The following is a 21,238-nucleotide window of genomic DNA, read 5'->3' on the forward strand; positions in this document are numbered from 1 at the left end:
TTGTGGTTGCTGTTTAAAACAGCAGAATAACTTTCTGTTTAGAATCCGTACATCTTAGCCTTCTGCTCCTTGATAGCATCATCGTAGATATACTCATCATAAGACATGAGCTTGTCGATGGTGCCTGATGGAGTGAGCTCGATGATACGGTTTGCCACGGTGTTGATGAATTCGTGGTCGTGGCTAGAGAAGAGGATATTGCCCTTGAAACCTACCAGGTTGTTGTTGAATGCCTGAATACTCTCCAAGTCCAAGTGGTTGGTTGGTGTATCAAGAATCAGGCAGTTGGCGTTCTGCAACTGCATGCGTGCAATCATACATCTCATCTTCTCACCTCCGGAGAGGACATTTACCTTCTTCAGTACTTCTTCGCCGCTGAAGAGCATTCTTCCGAGGTAGCCCTTCATGGCAACTTCGTTACCTGGACCATACTGGCTCAACCAGTCAACCAGGTTCTTGTCGCTCTGGAAGAATTCTGTATTATCGAGTGGGAGATAAGCTGTTGTGATAGTAACACCCCACTTGTAGTCACCTGCGTCAGCCTTTCGGTTGCCGTTGATGATTTCGAAGAGTGCGGTCATCGCCTTAGGGTTATGAGAGAGGAATACTACCTTCTCGCCCTTTTCTATGTTGAAGTTAACGTTGTCGAAGAGCACTGTTCCGTCTTCGTCGCATGCTTTCAATCCCTCTACCTCCAGAATCTGGTTACCTGGCTCACGGTCCATCTGGAAGATGATGCCTGGGTATTTACGGCTTGATGGACGTATTTCTTCAACGTTCAGCTTCTCCAGCATCTTCTTGCGGGATGTTGTCTGTTTACTCTTAGCAACGTTAGCTGAGAATCGGCGGATGAATTCTTCCAACTGCTTCTTCTTCTCTTCAGCCTTCATCTTCTGGTTCTGAGCCTGGCGGAGAGCCAACTGAGAACTCTCGTACCAGAAAGAGTAGTTACCTGCAAACATAGTAATCTTACCGAAGTCGATATCTACGGTCTGGGTACTTACTGCATCGAGGAAGTGACGGTCGTGAGATACTACGAGTACGGTCTGTTCAATGTTGCTGAGATAGTCTTCCAACCACTCAACTGTGTCGAGGTCGAGGTCGTTGGTAGGCTCATCGAGAAGGAGGTTGTCTGGGTTGCCGAAGAGTGCCTTTGCCAGCATCACGCGCACCTTCTCTGTATTAGAGAGTTCTCCAACGAGTTTGTCGTGGCGGTCTTCCTTTACACCGAGGTTCTGCAGAAGTTGTGCGGCATTGCTTTCTGCCTCCCAACCATTCATTTCTGCAAACTTGAGCTCCAGCTCAGCAGCGAGGTTACCATCTTCTTCTGTCATCTCTGGTTTAGCATAGAGGCGCTCGCGCTCCTTCATGTTTTCCCATAATGGCTGATGGCCCATCAGAACGGTATCCATCACGCGGAAATCGTCATATTTGAAGTGGTCCTGTTCCAAGACAGAAAGTCGCTCGCCTGGTCCCATTTCCACTGAACCCTTGTTTGGTTCAAGGTCGCCGCTGATAGCGCGGAGGAAAGTAGATTTTCCGGCGCCGTTAGCACCGATGATACCATAAATATTACCATGAGTGAACTTGAGGTTTACATCCTTGTAAAGCACTCTCTTTCCGAATTGGATCGCAAGATTTTGTACTGTAATCATTATTTGTTCCTAAATATCTTTTATTCTGATTATATCTTTAATTCTGCTGCAAAATTACAAAAAAATATTTGAAACACAATGATTTATTGGCAAAAGTTACTAATTTTTAGTTAAAAACATGGTGGCTTTTTGTTATTTTGCAGAAAAGTCTTACTTTTGTAGGCTGAAACGGAGAAAATGCAGCATTGATTCTGTGTTTTTCATGTAAAGAAAATGATATCGATAACAATATGAGACAACAAAATAGAAAAGGAAATTTTAGTAAGCATACCAATAATGCTTATGGCTACGGAAACCCAAATGAATATGAGCATTACAAGGTAGAAAAACCTGCTCCGTTGCTGGAATGGCTGATGGAGAATGTGAAGGGACCTAGCAAGACCAAGGTGAAGCAGACTCTGCAGGGTAGGGGAATCAAGGTAAATGGCAAAACCATTACCCAGTTTGATTATGCCCTGAAGCCGGGTATGAAGGTGAGTGTGAGCAAGACAAAGAAGAATCAGGAGGTATTTAAAAGTAGATACCTTAAGATTGTTTATGAAGACAGATATCTGATTGTTGTCGAGAAAAACATTGGTATCTTGAGTATGGCAGCCGGTCATTCTACTCTGAATGTGAAAACGGTACTTGATGATTATTTTCATAAGACTCGCCAGAACTGCCAGGCGCATGTAGTACATCGCCTGGACCGTGATACTTCGGGCTTGATGATTTATGCCAAGGATAAGCAGACGGAGTTAGCTTTGGAGGATGATTGGCATCATAATGTGTACGACCGCAGATATGTGGCTCTGGTTTCCGGAGAGATGGAAGATGATGAAGGTACCGTTGCCAACTGGCTGAAAGATAACAAGGCCTACATTACTTACAGCAGTGATACGGATAATGGCGGCAAGTATGCTGTTACCTATTACCATACATTAGAGCGTACCACCGCTCATTCTCTGGTGGAGTTTAAACTCGAAACGGGCCGTAAGAATCAGATTCGTGTTCATACAGCTGATATGGGGCATCCGGTGTGTGGTGATATTAAGTATGGTAATGGTGATGATCCATGCCAGCGCTTGTGCCTGCATGCCTATGTGCTGTGTTTCTATCATCCCGTAACGCATCAGCCTATGGAATTTGAAACTCCGATACCGGCTGAATTCCGCAGGGCATTAAAGAATGATCGTTAATAGGGTGATGAATACTGATTGGTAGTTTATATATAATAATGTGATATGAATGATTTTGGATATTATGCGCTGGTATTGGTAGTCCTTGTTGTAGGACTGTTTGTCTTAAAGAAGGTGGCTACCTGCATGATTAAAGCAATGGTAGCTGTTGTTATGGTAGCCGTGCTGGCAGTTCTTTACTGGCTCTTCTGTTGATAGTAGAGTTGTATGATGATGACGGGATAAAAATTTAGATATTTTTGATTGGTAAATTGGTTGCAGTTGTCTGGGGGTAAACTTTGGATGGCTGCAATTTTTTATATTGATATTTAAAGAGATATAAAGTGATATTTAAAGGTGATATGAAATGGTAGGGAGAAATAAATAACAAAAAAGAGCATTCCTGTTAAGGAATGCTCTTTTTGTACACCCTTAGGGATTCGAACCCTAGACCCACTGATTAAGAGTCAGTTGCTCTACCAACTGAGCTAAGGGTGCAACTATTTGTTGGTGACTCCGCAAGGATTCAAACCTTGAACCTCTTGATCCGTAGTCAAGTGCTCTATTCAGTTGAGCTACGGAGCCAAAACCGTTTGTTTCAGTGAAGCTTTGATAGGAGAGTGACTCCGCAAGGATTCAAACCTTGAACCTCTTGATCCGTAGTCAAGTGCTCTATTCAGTTGAGCTACGGAGCCAATTCTTATCTTTTGTACACCCTTAGGGATTCGAACCCTAGACCCACTGATTAAGAGTCAGTTGCTCTACCAACTGAGCTAAGGGTGCAACATTTAAAAGCCTCATTTCTGAATTGCGAGTGCAAAGGTACTACTATTTTTTGATTCCACCAAATTTTTTCGCAACTTTTTTCGAAAAAAAACAATTTTTCTTCATCTTGAAGGTTCCTAATGTATGTCTATACCCCTTCTTGTTGATGCTTACCACGCGGTAGATACCCTCCTTTAAGTTTCTTACATCTAGCGTGTTATCTTTTGCATGGAGGTACAGAATATCGCATCCTTGCAGGGTTTCGATCATCAGAACGTCAAAAACGAGATTTTTGGTAGTTTCTGCTAGATATACCTTCTTTCCGTCACATTCGAGTAATTTCGCAGCTCCTGTGCTTTTGGAAAAAAGTTGATTCTCTTCCTCTTTTTCTTGGGTTGGCAGACTTTCTATGCCATATCCGTCCATTGAAGTTACGGCAACAAACAGATGTTTTGCATCAGGATTTTCTATTTTGAACGAATTTCCTATGATTCGTGCGGCAACCAGGTTGCGTGCATCGGTGATGTCAACCGGATATTTCTTGCTCGCGTATACATTATTATATATATAAGGGGTTGCGATGTTAGTGCCATCCGTATAGTTTGAAGGATTGCTCCAGGAAACTGATACCTTGTTATCGGTGGTGATTACCGATAATTGTTGTGGCTGTTCCGGTTGGTTCTTGCTTGCCCAGGTCATCGGCGGAACCAATGATGGGTATGGATTGAAACGTTGGGTAAAGTCGAGGATACCCTGTTTGTTGTCCAGAAGAAACTTGTTTCTGAAGAATGCATATCCCATTCCGAGGTTTCGGATGTGATACATTTCTGCCGTCACGTCATTGATGTTCCACTTTCCTTCTTTCGGATCGAGAAAGTAGATGCCCAGTCCTGGAACCACAATCTTGCCATGGCTCTGTTCCTGCCAGTCGATGGCAAACGGATAAAAGTGTTCGTTCTTGAAATACATCATAGGGAAGAGTTCGTCCATCAGACCGCTCTTGAGCCAGCCCTGTGCATCCTGACAGACCTTCGTGTATGCATTCCAGCCAAAACTCCGGTATCTGCTCAGGTCATCATACTTTCCTACAGGTGAGCAGCTCATTTTTACCCAAGGTTTTTCAGCCTTCACTGCATCGTGAATCTTTCTTACGATGTTGGTGATATACCGGCGTCCCTGTTCCCGGCTCACTTTGATGTTCCAGGTTTCAGGGTAACGGATATAGTCGAGGTGAATACCGTCTACATTATATTTATGTGTAATTTCCCTGCAGATGTTTGCTAGATAATCACCAGTCCGACTGTTTTCCGGATCCATGTATCCGTCGGCTCCAATTTTCTTGATGAGTTTCGGCATCTTCTGTCTGAGGGTTTTGCAGCCGAGTGCGTTCCATTTTCCTACAGGGATGGTTACCACCCAGGCATGCAGTTCCATACCGCGCTTATGGCATTCGTCGATGGCAAACTGCAGGGCATCATAGCCCGGACTTCTGCCCGGAAATCCTGACAGACATCCATCCCAAGGTTCGTATGCCGACGGATAAATCATGGTACCTCTTACGCGGGTCTGTATCAGTACGGTGTTGATTTTAGCCAGCTGTAACCGGTCCAGTATATCAGTAAGCTCCTTTTTCTGCTTTTCGGCAGAATAAGAAGACTGGGCATAAGAGTGTGGCCAGTCGATACCTCCTATGGTTGTCAGCCATACAGCTCTTACTTCATGTTTCGGCACCTGGTTATTGAACACGATACTCTGGGCTTTTGCGGCCAAAACAGAGCATAAAACGATAAAAAATATCTTAAATCTCTTCATAATCTTACAATTTGGCAACAAAGATACCAATATTTTTTTTTATTTCAAATAAAAATATTACTTTTGCGGTTGAAATATTAAAATAAAGTGCATTTTGCACCGAAAGAGAGAAAATTTTAAGCAATAAAAGAAAAATGGTCAGTTTCGTTATTAGTTTGGTCGCCCTTGTATTGGGTTACCTTCTTTATGGAAAGTTTGTGGCGCATGTGTTCGGACCTGATGACCGCCCTACGCCTGCAGTGACCAAAGCCGATGGGGTCGACTTTATGGTACTGTCTAGTTGGAAAATCTTCATGATTCAGTTCCTCAACATTGCAGGAACGGGTCCTATCTTCGGTGCTATTATGGGTGCCTGGTACGGACCGGTGGCTTATCTGTGGATTATCTTCGGATGTATCTTTGCAGGAGCCATGCATGATTACATGAGCGGTATGCTCAGTATCCGTAACGGTGGAGCTGGTTTGCCGGAATTGGTAGGTAAGTATTTGGGTGGACGCACCAAGAAAGTGATGTTGGTCTTTTCGGTACTTTTGCTGATGATGGTGGGAGCTGTGTTTGTATACAGTCCGGCTATCATTATGAGTGGCATTTGCAATACGGATGCATACTGGGGCAGCCAGATGTTTTGGATAGTGGTGATTTTCGTTTATTACGTCATTGCTACATTACTGCCTATCGATAAGATTATCGGTAAGGTTTATCCGCTTTTTGCCTTCTCGCTTCTCTTTATGGCGGGTGCTCTGATGATAGGTCTCTTTGTGAAATGGCCTTCATTGCCTGAACTCTGGAGCAATTTGCAGAGTTTCAATCTCAATGAGAATCCGGCTTGGTTGGGAACGGAGTCTTTTGTACAGAAGAGTCCGATTTTCCCTTGCCTCTTTATCACGATAGCCTGTGGTGCCATCAGTGGTTTCCATGCTACGCAGAGTCCGCTCATGGCCCGATGCATGAAGAATGAGAAGATGGGTCGCCCTATTTTCTATGGAGCTATGATTACAGAAGGTATTGTTGCCTTGATATGGGCTACGGTTTCCATGTATTTCTTCTATTATGGTGGATGGCGTGAATGCGTAAGTCCGGAGGTGGCTCAGCAGTTTATCGCTCAGTTTGATGGCGGCAAGTCGCTTATCCAGAACTTCGATGCGCCTACCGTTGTGAAGATAGTATGTTCCAGCTGGTTGGGTGTGGCTGGTGGAATCCTGGCTCTGCTGGGTGTTGTTGCAGCGCCTATTACCAGTGGCGATACGGCTTTGAGAAGTGCCCGTCTGATTATCGCCGAGTTTATCGGTTTGGAGCAGCGCTCTATGCGCAAGCGTCTTTATATCTGCGTTCCGTTGTTTGCTCTTACGGTGGGCATTCTGGTTTGGCAGATGGAGAATCCTGATGGTTTCAATATCATCTGGCAGTATTTCGGCTGGGCTAACCAGACGCTTTCTGTGTTCACTCTCTGGACATTGACGGTTTATCTGGTACAGCAGAAGAAGCCTTTTGTGATGACGCTGGTTCCTGCCTTGTTTATGACCGTGATATGTTCAACCTTCCTGCTCATTTCGCCAACAGCTTTGGCTTTGGGTGAGAGCCTGGCTTATACGGGCAGTGTCATCATTCTGGTGATTGCCTTGGTATGGTTCCTGGGTTGGTATCGCAGTTATCAGAAGAAACAATAGATTTATATATAAGTATTAATCAATATACGTAATTTTTTATGATACGAATGAAAAAATTAGCTATTGCAGCATTGGCACTTGTCGTTTCGACAGCTGCCCATGCTCAGTTTGAAAGTGGAAAACAGTATATAGGTGCGTCGATGACGGGCTTAAACTTGAGTTATAATGGCTCTCAGGACCTCAATCTCGGTATTCAGGCTAAGGCTGGATACTTCGTAGAAGACGATTGGATGCTGTTGGGGCAGGTAGAATATAATCATTCTGGTCTTGAAGGCGTGAAGGATTATTTCTCTGTCGGTGCCCAGGCACGTTATTATATCGAGCAGAATGGTCTGTATCTGGGTGGCGGCGTAAAGTTGGCTCATTCCGGAGGTTATAATGATTTCATGCCAGGGCTAGAGGTAGGTTATGCTTTCTTCCTCGGCAAGTCGGTTACCCTCGAGCCAGCTGTCTACTACGATCAGAGTTTCAAGAAGCATGTAGATTATTCTACTGTAGGTTTGAAACTGGGTATTGGTATTTATCTCTAAACTGCTAAGATGCAACAACAGTTTTCTTCGACTTTGTTGGAAAAGGCAGTGGCGGAGTTTTCTAAATTGCCAGGTATAGGGCGCAAAACAGCTTTGCGCCTTGTACTTTTTATGCTCAAGCGTAAGAGTGAGGATGTGGAACTCTTTGCTGATACCATTTCCAGGATGCGGCGTGAAGTGAAATACTGCAGAGTTTGTCATAATATCAGCGATACTGATGTCTGTCCGATCTGTTCTGATTCCCGGCGCGATGCTTCTACCATCTGTGTCGTCGAGAATGTGCAGGATGTGCTGGCGATAGAAAACACGCAGCAGTTTCACGGACTCTATCATGTCTTGGGCGGCATCATTTCGCCGATGGATGGTATCGGTCCTTCGGATATAGAGATAGAATCGCTGGTTCAGCGTGTGGCTGAAGGTGGGGTGAAGGAGGTGATTTTTGCTCTCAGCAGTACGATGGAGGGTGATACTACCAACTTCTATATCTCCCGTAAACTTGCTGATTATCCTGTTAAACTCTCTGTTATCGCCCGTGGTATCTCGGTGGGTGATGAATTGGAGTATACAGATGAGGTTACCCTCGGACGGAGTATCCTGAACAGAACTCCATTTGGACAATAACAAAAGACAACAAAATGAAAATCAAACAAGTACAACGAATATTGATGACCAATTTCCTCTTTGTCCTGTTGGTAGGATTCCTGCTGGTCTTGCTTTATGAGACAGAAATACTGGAACCTACTAATCTGGCAGGGGATGTCACGTTGGTCTATGTGATAACCGTAGCGATGGAGTTTCTTACCATTGCCGTAATTCCTTTGGCGCTCAAACTCTTCAGTTTCAAGACTATTCACCGTCAGTTGGTAACCCATAAGGGAGATGCACTTCTTCCTCTGGGCACTGCCCGTCTGAATATGCTCTGCTTGCCAATGCTGATCAATACGTTTATGTATTATCAGACGATGGCGCCTGCTTTTGGATATATGGCTATCATCCTTTTTCTCTGTCTCTTCTTTGTTTATCCTTCTGTCGGAAGATGTGAAGAAGAAACAACAGAGGCGGAAGGTTAAACTCTCAGTATCTAATATTTGCTATTCGGTATGAAACTCAGTGTTGTCATAGTAAGCTATAATGTGAAGTACTATCTTGCCCAGTGTCTGCGTTCGGTAGAGAAAGCTATCGGCGTGTTGGAGTGTGGGCAGCAGGGTGATGCAAGTGGCGATACGGCAGAGATTATCGTGGTTGATAATCATTCTCAGGATGGAACGGTGGAATATCTCGAACAGTGTTTCCCGGCTTCCCGATATCCTAATCTCCATGTTGTAGCCTGTACGCATAATAACGGATTTGCCCGTGCCAACAATCTTGCTATCCGCAAGAGCGAGAGTGATCTGGTTCTTTTGCTGAATCCGGATACCATTATCGGTGAGCATGTTCTCAAAGATGCTGTCTGTTTTATGCGTTCTCATCCTGATGCCGGTGCACTGGGTGTAAGGATGTTGGGAGCCAATGGCAAACCAGCTCCTGAGAGTAGGAGAGGATTGCCTTCTCCGATGGTGGCTTTCTATAAGATGATGGGGTTGTGCGGCCGGTTTCCTCAGCATCGCAGTTTCGGTCATTATTACATGGGTTATCTTCCATGGGATAAGCCGGCAAAGATAGAGGTTGTGAGCGGTGCTTTCTGTATGATTCGTCGTGAAGCCTTGCTGAAGGTGGGGTTGCTGGATGAGGATTTCTTCATGTATGGCGAGGATATTGATCTTTCTTACCGTATCTTGAAGGGTGGTTATCAGAACTATTATCTGCCTGTAGATATCCTGCATTACAAAGGTGAAAGTACTCAGAAGTCGAGCTTCCGCTATGTTCATGTGTTTTACGAGGCGATGCTTATCTTCTTCCGTAAACATTATTCGGGTATGTCGCTTCTCTTGAGTATTCCTATCAAATTTGCCATCTATGCCCGTGCCTCTGTAGCCTTTACGCAGATGATGACTGCGAGAATCAGAAAGAGTCTGGGATTCTTTTCTCCTTCTCATGTCGACCTGTCAAATCAGGTATTGTTTGATGCTGACGAGATGAGCTATGAAGAGATGCTGCATCAGCTTGCGCAGCGGTCTGACGAGAATATCAAACTGGCTACCTATACGAAGGACATCGGTAAGGTGATTACGGATAGGGAGGTGATGGATAAGGATGAATTTGGTTATTTATAAGGATAGATTTATTTCTATATAATAAGGTACGCGCGTACATTCTTAATAAGTGTAGTTTATGAAAGAACCGAATATTCGATTACGTGCTTTAGAGTTGGAAGATCTTGATTTTCTCTACCAGATAGAGAATGATGATCGGCTTTGGGAACTGGGTGTTTCCAATGTTCCATATTCGCGCCGGGTGCTGCTCGACTATATAACCAGTGCTTCGGCAGATATTTATGTAGACAATCAGGTGCGCCTGATAGTAGAGAATGAGCAGAATGAGCAGGTGGGCATCCTGGATCTTACAGATTTTGATCCCCGTCATCACCGTGCTGAACTCGGAATTGTCATCAAAAAGGAGTTTCAGGGGCAGGGTTACGCGAAGGCTTCTGTGTCACGCTTGTTGCAATATGCTCGGAATGTACTTCATCTTCAGCAAATTTATGCTATTGTAGGTATCAGAAACCAAAAAGCGGCTAAAATGCTGCAATCTGTTGGATTTGAGGGGAATAATATCCTGAAACAGTGGCTTTGTGGCCAAGTTGGATATGAGGATGCGATGTTTTTTCAATATTTTCTGTAAAAAGTTGCATAAAAATTTGGTAGAACAAAAAAAAAGTAGTACCTTTGCACTCGCAAATGAAAAATGAGCGCTAAGCCATTCAATTTGATTTCATGATTGGTGCGTTAGTTCAGTTGGTTAGAATGCCTGCCTGTCACGCAGGAGGTCACGAGTTCGAGTCTCGTACGCACCGCTCAAAAATCATCTTGCAGGTTTGCCAAAATAGTTTGGTGCGTTAGTTCAGTTGGTTAGAATGCCTGCCTGTCACGCAGGAGGTCACGAGTTCGAGTCTCGTACGCACCGCTAATTTCATTTGAACATTTCGACTCCTCCATAATAATAATGGTGCGTTAGTTCAGTTGGTTAGAATGCCTGCCTGTCACGCAGGAGGTCACGAGTTCGAGTCTCGTACGCACCGCAGAAACCTTCGAGAGTGATCTCGGAGGTTTTTTGTTTTTATTTAAATCTAAGAGAATATGGCTATCGTTATCACAGTTCTGGCATACTTCTGTGTGCTGCTGCTCTTCAGTCATCTTACTGCCCGTAAAATGGCAAGTAATGAAACTTTCTATCGTGCCAACCGCCGTTCGCCTTGGTATATGGTTGCTTTCGGTATGGTGGGAGCGTCTATTTCGGGCATCACTTTCGTCAGTGTGCCGGGCATGGTGATGAGAACGGATATGACCTATCTTCAGATGTGCATCGGTTTCATCCTGGGTTATTTCCTGGTTGCCTTTCTTTTGCTTCCTATCTATTACCGGTATAATCTCACTACGATTTACGGTTATCTGCAGCAGCGGTTGGGGGAACGTTCGTATAAGACTGGAGCTTCGTTCTTCCTCTTGTCCAAGATGACGGGTGCGGCGGTCCGTTTCTTTGTCGTCTGTATCCTCTTGCAGCGTTTCGTGCTCGATGGGATTGGTGTTCCGTTCTGGGTCACGGTTCCTGTCATGGTACTGCTTATCTGGCTTTATACGCGCAAGGGTGGCATCAAGACGCTGGTGTGGACGGATACCTTTCAGACGCTCTGTATGTTTGCTGCGCTCATCCTCATTATCTGTCAGGTGATGTCAGCGTTGGGCATGACTCCTTCCGAAGCGATCACCGCGATTGCTCACGACAGTCATTCCCGTATTCTTGTCTTTGATGACTGGATGTCGAAACAGAATTTCTGGAAACAGTTCCTCAGCGGTGTCTTTGTCGTGATTGTGATGACTGGTCTTGATCAGGACATGATGCAGAAGAATCTTACCTGCAAGTCGCTCCGTGAGGCCCAGAAGGATGTTTGCAGCTATGGTTTTGCCTTTGTGCCTGCCAATCTGCTTTTCCTGAGTCTGGGTGTGTTGCTGGTGATGCTGGCTCAGAAACAGGGAGTGGCTTTGCCTGATGCTCCTGATGATCTGTTGCCGATGTTTGCGGCTTCGGGGGCGATGGGAAACCTGGTGGTGGTCTTGTTTACCATTGGCATTGTGGCGGCAAGTTTCTCCAGTGCCGATTCAGCATTGACCGCGATTACTACGAGTCTCTGTGTGGATATATTGGGCAGGAAAGAGGATATGAAGCTTCGCAAGCGCATGCATCTGCTGGTGGCTTTCGTCTTCATGCTCTTCATCATTGCTTTCAAGGCGATTAATTCTACGAGCGTGATAGATGCCATCTACATCCTCTGCTCTTATACTTACGGTCCGCTGTTGGGTTTGTTTGCCTTCAGTCTGCTCACCAAGCGTCAGGTAAACGACCGCTGGTCGCCATGGGTCTGCATCGCCAGTCCGCTCATCTGCTTCGCCATCGATACCCTTACCTCGCAGTATGTGGGCTATAAGTTCGGTTATGAGCTTCTGATGCTGAATGGCGCCCTGACATTTGCAGGTCTCGCTCTTATAAAAAAAGAAACAGTTAAATACAAACAATAATGAAAACAAAAGTATTATTCGCAGCATTGTTGCTCAGTGCAACAACTGCTTTTGCCCAGCAGGAGAAGTTGGGCTCCGGTATTGACAAGACCAACATGGACTTGACCATTAAGCCGGGTAATGATTTCTATCGCTATGCCGCAGGCAACTGGATGAAGAATCATCCACTCGATGCCGAGCATACCGACAATGGTGCTTTCACCGATCTCTTTGAGCAGAACCAGAAGCGCATCCAGGACATCATCCTTGAATATGCTTCCAAGCCACAGCAGAAGGGGTCACTCGGACAGAAGATCGGTTCGCTCTACAACCTCCGTATGGACAGCGTTCGCCTGAACAAGGAGGGATGGGCACCTATCAAGCCAACTCTCGACCGCATTGCAGCCATCAAGGACCGCAGAGAGTATCAGCTCGTTACCGCTCAGCTCGATTTCCGTGGCGAGGGTACCATGATGTATGGCATCGGTGTGGGCGCCGACCTTCGTGATGCCGCCAACAACCTCGTTGAGGTAGACCAGAGTGGTCTCGGTCTTGGTGTACGCGATTACTATGTAAACGATGACGAGCAGACCAAGAAGATTCGTGATGCATACAAGGCTTATATGAAGAAGCTCTTCCAGATGGTAGGCAACGACGAGGCTACCGCCCAGAAGAAGATGGAGGCTGTGATGGCTATCGAGACCCGCATCGCTAAGGCAAGCTATAGCCAGGTACAGCTTCGCGACATCGACAAGAACTATCACAAGATGACCTACAACCAGCTCGTGCTCGATTATCCTGGCATCGACTGGGGCAATGTGTTCCTGGCATCCGGTTTCCCTGCTTTCAAGGAAATTTGCGTGGGTCAGCCTGAACCAATCCACGAGGTTGAGAAGATTCTCGCAGAGACCTCTCTGGATGATCTGAAGACATACGCAGAGATCAAGGTGATTTCTGGTGCAACCAGCGTATTGAGCGATGATTTCCGTGCCGTATCCTTTGAGTTGAGCAAGGTAATGAGCGGTGTTCAGCAGGACCGTCCTCGCTGGAAGCGTGCCGTAAGTACCGTGAGCGGTGTGTTGGGCGAGGCTATCGGAAAGATTTACGTAGAGAAGTACTTCCCGGAGAGCAGCAAGAAGCGTATGCTCGAACTGGTTCACAATCTCCAGACTGCGCTTTCACAGCGCATCGACGAGGCTACATGGATGAGTGCTGCTACCAAGGCACAGGCTAAGGATAAGCTGGAGAACTTCATCATCAAGATCGGCTATCCTGACAAGTGGAAGGACTATAGCGGATTGCAGGTAGATGACAGCCTTTCTCTCTACGAGAATATGGCAAATATCTCTGAGTTCTTTACCAAGGATGAAATCGCCCGCAAGGTGAACAAGCCGGTAGATAAGACAGAGTGGGGAATGACTCCTCAGACTATCAATGCTTATTATAACCCAACTACCAACGAGATCTGCTTCCCTGCAGCTATTCTCCAGCCTCCATTCTTCGACCCGACAGCTGATGATGCGATGAACTATGGTGGTATCGGTGGTGTAATCGGTCATGAGATGAGTCATGGCTTTGACGATCAGGGCAGCCAGTTTGACAAGACCGGTAACCAGCACAACTGGTGGACTGCTGCTGACAAGAAGAACTTCGAGTCTCGCACCAAGATCCTGGTTGACCATTTCAACAAGATTGAGTTGGCTGGCAAGAAGGTAAACGGCCAGATGACCCTGGGTGAGAACATCGGTGACAATGGTGGTTTGAATATTGCTTTCCGTGCACTTCAGAATGTGATGAAGATAGAGAAGTTGGGTGTGAAGGATGGATTTACTCCAGAACAGCGCTTCTTCCTGGCATGGGCACGTGTATGGGCAGGCAATGCCCGTCCTGAGTACCTGCAGTATCTGATGACCGTGGATGTTCACTCTCCAAACGAGGCTCGTGTAAACGGTGCCCTCCCAATGGTGGATTCATGGTATAAGGCATTCAACATCAAGAAGGGCGACAAGCTCTTTGTTCCTAAGAACAAGCGTGCACATATCTGGTAAAAACATAAAACATAAAAAAAGTCTTGCAGGCTATATGCTTGCAAGACTTTTTTTATCTAATCATTACTTTGTTCCGAAATAGAGGAACAGCATTCCGAGCAGAACGAGGAGAAGGTCTACGAACTTCGCCTTGAGATTCTTCTCATGGAAGATGGCTGCACCGAAGAGGAAGCTGACGATGACCGAACCGCGGCGAATCATGCTCACGATACTGATCATGGCGCCAGGCAGACTCAGAGCGTAGAAATATACGAAGTCGGCTGCCGAAAGGAAGATACTGATGAAGATGATACTCCAGTGCCAGTGGAATGGGGTAGAATTCTTCTTGGTAGGCCACCATATCATCAGAAGCATGGCTCCCATGAGGAAACACTGGTAGATGTTGTACCAGCTCTGCACAATCATTCTGTCTAATCCTACACCATCATTCTCTGGTGGAGCCATCAGATACTTGTCGTAGAGACCGCTTATTGCACCGAGCACGGCAGCCAGCACGATGAAGTAAATCCATTTGTTGTGCTTGAAGTCGATACCCTCTTTCTTGCCGCTGCGCGAAAGCATGGCAAAGGAGATGATGGCAAGTATGACACCAATCCACTGATACAGATTCAGTACCTCGCCATAAACCAGCAGGGCGCCTACGAGTGTCATTACCGGTCGGGTGGCGTTGATAGGTCCTACGATGGTGAGCGGCAGGTGTTTCATGCCGAAATAACCGAAGATCCAGCTGCTCAATACGATGAAACTCTTGAGCACGATGTACTTGTGAACTTCCCATCCGCCTTCTGCTACATGAAACATCGTTCCATCCAGCGAATTTCCTGTATAGCTCATTACGATGAACGGCAGGAAGATGAGCGATGAGAAGAGCGTGTTCAGAAAGAGCACGGGAATCACTGCGTTACCTGAAAGTGCCTTCTTCTTGAAGGCATCATAAAATCCCAGCAGCGCTGCTGAGAGAAATGCTAATACTAACCACATTTTTATGAATGTTAAATGTTGAATGTTGAATGAGGCTCACGCCCTTGTGTTTCTAATCATTTAATCTTTGAAATCATACCCCACGTCTTCCAGGAACAATGCGTTACCCGGCATGCTTTCGCCTGCATCGCTGCGGCTTCCGTTGTGCAGGATATCGAGAAACTGTTCCATCGTAATCTTTTCTCTGCCTACATCGATGAGTGTACCTACTACGGCTCTCACCATGTTTCTCAGGAACCGGTTGGCGGTAATCTCAAAATACCAGGTGGTAGGAGAGGTCTGTATCCATCGGGCGGCTGTTACGTGGCAGATGGTAGTCTTGTTGTCGCCACCCGCCTTGCAGAACGCTGCATAGTCTTCGTGATGCAGAAAATGCTGAGCAGCCTCGTTCATCTTCTCGAAATTCAGGGGATAGTTCATCTGCAGTGAATAATGGCGCTCAAACGGATCTTTCTGCGTATGTATATAATAATGGTATGTGCGCGAGATAGCAGAGAAACGGGCATGCATCTCCGGGGCTACCTCCATTACTTCGTATACGGCGATGTCGCGGGGCAGGATGCGGTTCAGGCGGTATACCAGCTGGTCGGGTTCCATCGGAATCCTGTCGGTATCGAAGTGGGCTGCCATGTGTCGTGCATGTACGCCGGTATCGGTCCTTCCTGCTCCCACCACCTCCATTTCCTTTCTCAGAAGTATGGAGAGGGCGCGCTGCAACTCCTGCTGCACCGAATTGGCATTGGGCTGAATCTGCCAGCCGTGGTAGTTGGTGCCGTCGTAACCGAAGAATATGAAATATCTCATGATAATCTTTAAACTTTTTTGTTTTTTTGCTATGAACTTTGAGCTTTGATTTGTTCTACGTTCTTTGCTTAATTCGGGTGCAAAGTTACTAAAAAAACGTGAAATATGGTATAATAATACAGATTTTTTTCAAAAATGGTACAATCTTGAAAGAAAAGTTCATTTTTATTTTGCAAATTGACAATAATTGTGTACTTTTGCCAACGTTTTTGATATTATAGATTATGGCACAGAACATATTCAAGGGTTTAGGTGTTGCCCTTATTACTCCTTTCAACACCGATGGCTCGGTTGATTATCAGTCGCTCAAGCGATTGGTAGAGTTTCAAATTGACAATGGTGCAGACTTCCTTTGCATCCTTGCCACAACTGGTGAGGCTCCATGTCTTACACAGGAAGAGAAAGATAAAATCACAGAATTGGTAAAAGATGTGAACAAGGGTCGCATCAAGATATTGAAATATTGTGGCGGTAATAATACTGCTGCTGTCGTTGAAGAAATCAAGAACACCGACTGGAGTGGCATCGATGGCATTCTCAGTATCTGTCCTTACTATAACAAACCTTCTCAGGAAGGTCTCTATCAGCACTTCAAGGCCATCGCCCAGGCTAGTCCGCTGCCTATCGTGCTCTACAATGTTCCTGGCAGAACCGGTATCAACATGAAGCCTGAAACAACCTGCCGTATCGCCCGCGACTTCCCTAATGTGGTAGCCGTGAAGGAGGCTAGTGGCAGTCTGGAGCAGGTAGATGAGATTATCAAGAACAAGCCTGATAATTTTGATGTTATCAGCGGCGATGATGCGCTTACCTTCTCAATGATTGCCAGTGGTGCTGCCGGCGTTATTTCTGTTATCGGCAATGCCCTGCCTAAGGCTTTCAGCCGTATGATCCGTCTCGAGTTCCGTGGCGAATATGAGCCAGCCCGTAAGATTCATCATTCTTTTACCGAGCTCTACAGTCTGCTCTTTGTTGACGGTAACCCTGCCGGTGTAAAGGCGCTCCTCAATGATATGGGCTTCATCGAGAACGAGCTCCGTCTGCCTCTGGTTCCTACCCGTATTGCAACCAAGCAGAAGATGAGCGACATCCTGAAGACTTTGAATATCTAAAATAGTGATTAGTTACTGAACTTTTGCATATGGGGAAGTTAAGTGAAGTTAGGGAAGTTAGAAGGAAGTTAAGGGACAAATGTCCTACGTTTTACGCTAGAAGACTATTGTCCCTTAACTTCCCGAACGACCGTAGGGAGTGATAACTTCTTTAACTTCAATCAATTCCCTCACTTGCGAAACTTGAATATAATACAGCCAACGTAATCGTTTAAGTGAAATTATCAAAAATATTTCGCTTAAACGATTCTTTTTTCGGATATTTGTTGTATCTTTGCGCTACAATTTGAAATGTATAAATAAACATTTAAAAACTACGATAACGAATTATGAAGCAATTTATGGATGAAAACTTCCTGCTCGACACGAAGACAGCACAGGATCTTTTCCACAATCATGCGGCTAAAATGCCAATTATCGATTATCACTGCCACCTCATCCCTGAGATGGTAGCCAATGATCACAAGTTTAAGAGTATTACAGAACTTTGGCTCGGCGGCGACCACTACAAGTGGCGTGCTATGCGTACCAACGGTGTAGATGAGCGCTTCTGCACAGGTACTGATACTAGCGACTGGGAGAAGTTCGAGAAGTGGGCTGAAACAGTGCCTTATACATTCCGTAACCCTCTCTATCACTGGACTCACCTGGAGCTCAAGACTGCTTTCGGTATCAATAAGCAGCTCAGCCCTAAGACTGCCCGTGAAATCTACGATGAGTGTAACGAGAAGTTGCAGTTGCCTGAATTCAGTGCTCGTGGCTTGATGCGTCATTATAACGTAGAGTGCGTTTGTACAACAGACGACCCAATCGATGACCTGCGTTACCACAAGCAGACACGTGAGAGCGGTTTCGAAATCAAGATGATTCCTGCTTGGCGTCCAGACAAGGCTATGAACATTGAGAAGCCAGATTTCGCTGACTATATGAACAAGCTCGGTGAGGTAGCAGGTGTTAACCTCGTTACATTCCAGGATATGTTTGATGCTTTGCAGAAGCGTCACGACTTCTTTACTGAGAACGGCTGTAAGTTGAGCGACCACGGTATCGAGGAGTTCTACGATGAGCCATACACAGATTCTCAGATTGAGACTATCTTTGCCAAGGCTATGCGTGGTCAGCAGCTTTCTGCTCTCGAAATCCGTCAGTACAAGCATGCATTCCTCAAGGTTTGCGCTGAGATGGATCACGCTGCCGACTGGACACAGCAGTACCACTATGGTGCTATCCGCGACAACAATACACTGATGTACAACAAACTCGGTGCTGATACCGGTTTCGATTCTATCGGTGAGTTCACTACAGCCAAGGCTATGAGCAGCTTCCTCAATGAGCTCAACATGGAGGGTAAGCTCACTCGTACTATCCTCTATACATTGAACCCATGTGCCAACGAGGTAATCGCTACCATGCTCGGTAACTTCCAGGATGGTTCTTGCCCAGGTAAGATTCAGTTTGGTTCTGGCTGGTGGTTCAACGATCAGCTCGATGGTATGACCCGCCAGATGAACGCACTCTCTGTATTGGGTCTCCTGAGCCGTTTCGTAGGTATGTTGACCGACTCACGTTCATTCCTCAGCTACCCACGTCACGAGTACTTCCGTCGTTTGCTCTGCAACCTCCTCGGCAATGATGTAGAGAAGGGCTTGCTTCCTAACGACATGGAGAGCCTCTCTCGCATGGTAGAGGATATCTCTTACAACAATGCTCGCAACTACTTCAAGTTCTATTAATCCATAGAACTGTAGCAATTTATACTAAGACAAATCCCTTCACGTCATCCCGGTGGTGTTGTGGAGGGATTTGATGTTTTTATCGTGAAACCAACACTTTAAGCTTATGGGGGTAATAGAAAGAATACTAGGTTTTTACGAAGATATCAGAGAGTTCAATTCTTCTAATATCAAAGACTTCCGGGGCAGACTCAAGTCTTGGATCAAGATGGGTATGCTTGCCGGTCGCATCTTCTATCTCAAGGATATGTGGGCCAGGGATGTGGCTGCCTTGACTTTTGCCTCCTTCATGGCTCTGATACCTTTCATGGCTATGATGTTTGTCATAGCCCGTGGTTTCGGCTATGCCTCTCTGCTCGAATCCTGGCTCTCTACCACCTTCGAGGCACAGCCCGTTGTAGCGCAGACCATCGTTAACTTCGTTCACAATTATATCGAGAATACGCAGAGCAACTACATCATCGGTACGGGTATCGTGATGTTTCTCTATACCATCGTTTCGCTGATGCAGAAGATAGAGCTTACCTTCAATGATATCTGGCATACGGGCGAGCGTTCATGGAAGCAGATTGTTACCGAATATCCAACCATTCTGTTTGGTCTGGGACTGCTGATACTCTTTGCTTCGAGCATCAATGTATGGACGGTGAATATGGTGGATAATGTAGACAGGATAGCGGATATCGGTGATACCATTCCTTCGTTCATCCTTCATCTGGCGGCTTTTGTTCCGATGTTCCTGTTCTTCGTGTTCTGCTATTATGTCATCCCGAATACCTATATCCGGGTTTGCAGTACCCTGGTTCCATCGTTCCTGGCGGGTGTCTGCATGACGGCACTTCAGTATGGATATATCTATCTGCAGGTTTTTCTGTCCAGCTACAATGTCATCTATGGTTCGCTGGCAGCCATTCCGCTTTTCCTGTTATGGCTTCAGATTTCGTGGGCTATCGTAGTGTTTGGCGCCTTGCTTTGCCATACCAACCAGAACATCCATTATTATGATGGTGATTTGCAGTACGATCATCTGAAACTGGTGCATCGCATCAAGGTTTGTGGGGTAGTGATGCATCTGGTATGTCGTCGGTTCAATCAGGGCGAACAGGCGTATACTCCGAAAGAAATTCATGATTTAACGAAGATACCTCAACAGATTGTCAACCAGTCGGTTAAGGAACTGTTACGTGCCCGTTTGCTGGTAGAAATCCGGATTGGTAAGAAGAGCAGTTTTGAGGAATCGGTGGTTCTTCATCCGATAGAGAAGATAGAGCATCTTACCTATGGTGTGATGATAGAGCGCCTCTTCAGTTATGGCGAGGATATCTCAAGCCTGGCCGCATTTGAGTCGGATATGGCGATGTGGAAGGATATCGACATCGTGAATGCAGAGTTCATAGAAAGGGGAAAGAAAATCGCTTTCTGTTAATAAACGGTGTTTTTTAGGCACGGATTTTATGTGAGATATTTTATTAGGCACGGATTACACGGATTACACGGATATTCTTTAAGAGTTGTTTATTGGCTTTAGTGCCATAAATCCGTGTAATCCGTGTAATCCGTGCCTAAATTATTTCTGGTCATATCCGTCAGAAATCTTTTTTCCCAGTGCTAGCGCCAGTTCAACCTTGGCACCATATCCTTCCAGCTGGTCGGCAAACTTGGCTACCGAATTGCCGGATGCGATGATGTCATCAAAGAGAATAATCTTTTTGCCCTGGAAGAAAGCCTCGTCGATATGGAGTTCATCTACAGGATCGCCATCTTCATCTACATCATGCGTGTAGCTGAAGGCAGGGTAGGCGTTGGTCATGCCCGTAGCCTTGCATATCTCCTCGCTGAACTCCTTGAAACGGCGCTTGGTATGCGCCTCAAGAGCTGCAGGAATGCAGACCAGGGTAAACTGTGCTGCCTCTTCGCCCAAAAGACTCTTCAGCTTGTCTGATACCATTTCGATAGCCTTCTTCAGGGCTTCCTGATGGTCCATCTCCGTAGTGAGCTCGGAGTTACCTTTAAAGTTGACGATAAGGTCGCGTTTTTCCCATTCCTCTGCTGTGAGTTCAAAAGTACCGAAGGCGCTGAATGCAGCGTAGTCGACAAGCCATTTGTAGTGCAGTCCGTTTTTCAGCACCGGCCACGAGTTGATTTCATTTTCGTAATTAGCCATAGACTAGAAATTTTTGATAATTAATAATGCATAGTTTCTGCAAAAATAGGAAATCTTTTCGAATTAAGGTGCCGGTTTCATAAAAAAGATTTGTTTTTTAAGTAATATTTCACGTAGCTGCCCTTTTTTTACTTATTTTTTAGTACCTTTGCACCGCA

General features: G+C 45.7%; 18 protein-coding genes and 7 tRNA genes. 16 read left to right on the plus strand and 9 right to left on the minus strand.

The window, feature by feature from the left end; all coding sequences use genetic code 11:
- Window positions 1-38: 38 nt before the first annotated feature.
- A complete protein-coding gene (locus NQ544_RS03545) occupies window positions 39-1,655 on the minus strand; it encodes an ABC-F family ATP-binding cassette domain-containing protein (RefSeq protein ID WP_006846768.1) in 1,617 nt (538 codons plus the stop codon).
- Window positions 1,656-1,885: 230 nt separating this feature from the next.
- Between NQ544_RS03545 and NQ544_RS03550 the strand changes: the two genes are divergently transcribed.
- Together NQ544_RS03550 and NQ544_RS03555 are read left to right on the plus strand one after the other, a co-directional pair.
- Window positions 1,886-2,833 carry an RluA family pseudouridine synthase gene (locus NQ544_RS03550; protein ID WP_006846767.1) on the plus strand — a complete coding sequence of 316 codons (948 nt, stop codon included), beginning with the start codon at window positions 1,886-1,888 and terminating at the stop codon, window positions 2,831-2,833.
- Window positions 2,834-2,878: 45 nt separating this feature from the next.
- Window positions 2,879-3,028: a hypothetical protein gene (locus NQ544_RS03555; protein ID WP_006846766.1), complete on the plus strand. Its 150-nt coding sequence runs from the start codon at window positions 2,879-2,881 to the stop codon at window positions 3,026-3,028.
- A 209-nt stretch (window positions 3,029-3,237) separates the two neighbouring features.
- Here the strand turns inward: NQ544_RS03555 and NQ544_RS03560 are convergent.
- The 5 genes from NQ544_RS03560 to NQ544_RS03580 form a co-directional block, all read right to left on the minus strand.
- Window positions 3,238-3,310, minus strand: a tRNA-Lys gene (locus tag NQ544_RS03560).
- A 10-nt stretch (window positions 3,311-3,320) separates the two neighbouring features.
- Window positions 3,321-3,397: transfer RNA gene (locus NQ544_RS03565), tRNA-Arg, on the minus strand.
- 36 nt (window positions 3,398-3,433) lie between these two features.
- Window positions 3,434-3,507 (minus strand) — tRNA-Arg (locus NQ544_RS03570).
- A gap of 15 nt (window positions 3,508-3,522) precedes the next feature.
- A tRNA-Lys gene (locus tag NQ544_RS03575) sits at window positions 3,523-3,595 on the minus strand.
- A 45-nt stretch (window positions 3,596-3,640) separates the two neighbouring features.
- On the minus strand, window positions 3,641-5,389 hold the full coding sequence (locus NQ544_RS03580; RefSeq protein ID WP_006846765.1) for a glycoside hydrolase family 10-like protein: 1,749 nt from the start codon (window positions 5,387-5,389) through the stop codon (window positions 3,641-3,643).
- A 134-nt stretch (window positions 5,390-5,523) separates the two neighbouring features.
- Here NQ544_RS03580 and NQ544_RS03585 point away from each other — a divergent pair, with 134 nt between their 5' ends.
- The 11 genes from NQ544_RS03585 to NQ544_RS03635 all read left to right on the plus strand — a co-directional run bounded on the left by NQ544_RS03585 (window position 5,524) and on the right by NQ544_RS03635 (window position 14,286).
- Complete coding sequence (locus NQ544_RS03585; RefSeq protein WP_006846764.1) at window positions 5,524-7,056, plus strand: carbon starvation CstA family protein; 1,533 nt, start codon at window positions 5,524-5,526, stop codon at window positions 7,054-7,056.
- Window positions 7,057-7,094: 38 nt separating this feature from the next.
- Window positions 7,095-7,586, plus strand: coding sequence for a putative outer membrane beta-barrel protein (locus NQ544_RS03590; RefSeq protein WP_006846763.1), 492 nt, complete (start codon window positions 7,095-7,097; stop codon window positions 7,584-7,586).
- Between the two features lie 9 nt (window positions 7,587-7,595).
- Window positions 7,596-8,207, plus strand: coding sequence for a recombination mediator RecR (recR, locus tag NQ544_RS03595; protein WP_006846762.1), 612 nt, complete (start codon window positions 7,596-7,598; stop codon window positions 8,205-8,207).
- 14 nt (window positions 8,208-8,221) lie between these two features.
- Window positions 8,222-8,656, plus strand: a complete 435-nt coding sequence (locus NQ544_RS03600) for a hypothetical protein (RefSeq protein WP_006846761.1) — start codon at window positions 8,222-8,224, stop codon at window positions 8,654-8,656.
- 30 nt (window positions 8,657-8,686) lie between these two features.
- Window positions 8,687-9,799 (plus strand): glycosyltransferase family 2 protein, encoded by a 1,113-nt coding sequence (locus tag NQ544_RS03605; protein WP_006846760.1) that lies wholly within the window; start codon window positions 8,687-8,689, stop codon window positions 9,797-9,799.
- Between the two features lie 58 nt (window positions 9,800-9,857).
- Window positions 9,858-10,367 (plus strand): GNAT family N-acetyltransferase, encoded by a 510-nt coding sequence (locus NQ544_RS03610; RefSeq protein WP_006846759.1) that lies wholly within the window; start codon window positions 9,858-9,860, stop codon window positions 10,365-10,367.
- A gap of 98 nt (window positions 10,368-10,465) precedes the next feature.
- Window positions 10,466-10,539 (plus strand) — tRNA-Asp (locus tag NQ544_RS03615).
- Window positions 10,540-10,575: 36 nt separating this feature from the next.
- Window positions 10,576-10,649, plus strand: a tRNA-Asp gene (locus tag NQ544_RS03620).
- Between the two features lie 41 nt (window positions 10,650-10,690).
- A tRNA-Asp gene (locus NQ544_RS03625) sits at window positions 10,691-10,764 on the plus strand.
- Window positions 10,765-10,822: 58 nt separating this feature from the next.
- Window positions 10,823-12,259 (plus strand): sodium:solute symporter, encoded by a 1,437-nt coding sequence (locus NQ544_RS03630; RefSeq protein ID WP_006846758.1) that lies wholly within the window; start codon window positions 10,823-10,825, stop codon window positions 12,257-12,259.
- Entirely contained in the window at window positions 12,259-14,286 is a 2,028-nt protein-coding gene (locus NQ544_RS03635) for a M13 family metallopeptidase (RefSeq protein WP_006846757.1), read from the plus strand. The genes NQ544_RS03630 and NQ544_RS03635 overlap by 1 nt, the downstream gene beginning before the upstream one ends.
- A gap of 63 nt (window positions 14,287-14,349) precedes the next feature.
- Here NQ544_RS03635 and NQ544_RS03640 read toward each other — a convergent pair whose 3' ends face one another.
- Both NQ544_RS03640 and truA read right to left on the minus strand, forming a co-directional pair.
- Window positions 14,350-15,267, minus strand: coding sequence for an EamA family transporter (locus NQ544_RS03640; protein ID WP_153133978.1), 918 nt, complete (start codon window positions 15,265-15,267; stop codon window positions 14,350-14,352).
- Between the two features lie 60 nt (window positions 15,268-15,327).
- Window positions 15,328-16,071 carry a tRNA pseudouridine(38-40) synthase TruA gene (gene truA, locus NQ544_RS03645; RefSeq protein WP_006846754.1) on the minus strand — a complete coding sequence of 248 codons (744 nt, stop codon included), beginning with the start codon at window positions 16,069-16,071 and terminating at the stop codon, window positions 15,328-15,330.
- A 224-nt stretch (window positions 16,072-16,295) separates the two neighbouring features.
- On the opposite strand from truA, the gene dapA reads away from it, so the two are divergent.
- The 3 genes from dapA (at window position 16,296) to NQ544_RS03660 (ending at window position 20,342) form a co-directional block, all read left to right on the plus strand.
- The gene (gene dapA / locus NQ544_RS03650) at window positions 16,296-17,183 is read left to right on the plus strand and encodes a 4-hydroxy-tetrahydrodipicolinate synthase (protein WP_006846753.1); all 888 of its coding nucleotides are present in this window, start codon (window positions 16,296-16,298) and stop codon (window positions 17,181-17,183) included.
- A gap of 329 nt (window positions 17,184-17,512) precedes the next feature.
- Window positions 17,513-18,916 (plus strand): glucuronate isomerase, encoded by a 1,404-nt coding sequence (uxaC, locus tag NQ544_RS03655; protein WP_006846752.1) that lies wholly within the window; start codon window positions 17,513-17,515, stop codon window positions 18,914-18,916.
- Between the two features lie 106 nt (window positions 18,917-19,022).
- Window positions 19,023-20,342, plus strand: a complete 1,320-nt coding sequence (locus NQ544_RS03660; RefSeq protein ID WP_006846751.1) for a YihY/virulence factor BrkB family protein — start codon at window positions 19,023-19,025, stop codon at window positions 20,340-20,342.
- Window positions 20,343-20,483: 141 nt separating this feature from the next.
- Here NQ544_RS03660 and NQ544_RS03665 read toward each other — a convergent pair whose 3' ends face one another.
- A complete protein-coding gene (locus NQ544_RS03665) occupies window positions 20,484-21,080 on the minus strand; it encodes a phosphoribosyltransferase (protein ID WP_006846750.1) in 597 nt (198 codons plus the stop codon).
- Window positions 21,081-21,238 lie beyond the last annotated feature (158 nt).

The sequence above is a fragment of the Segatella copri DSM 18205 genome (assembly GCF_025151535.1).
GTDB lineage: Bacteria > Bacteroidota > Bacteroidia > Bacteroidales > Bacteroidaceae > Prevotella > Prevotella copri.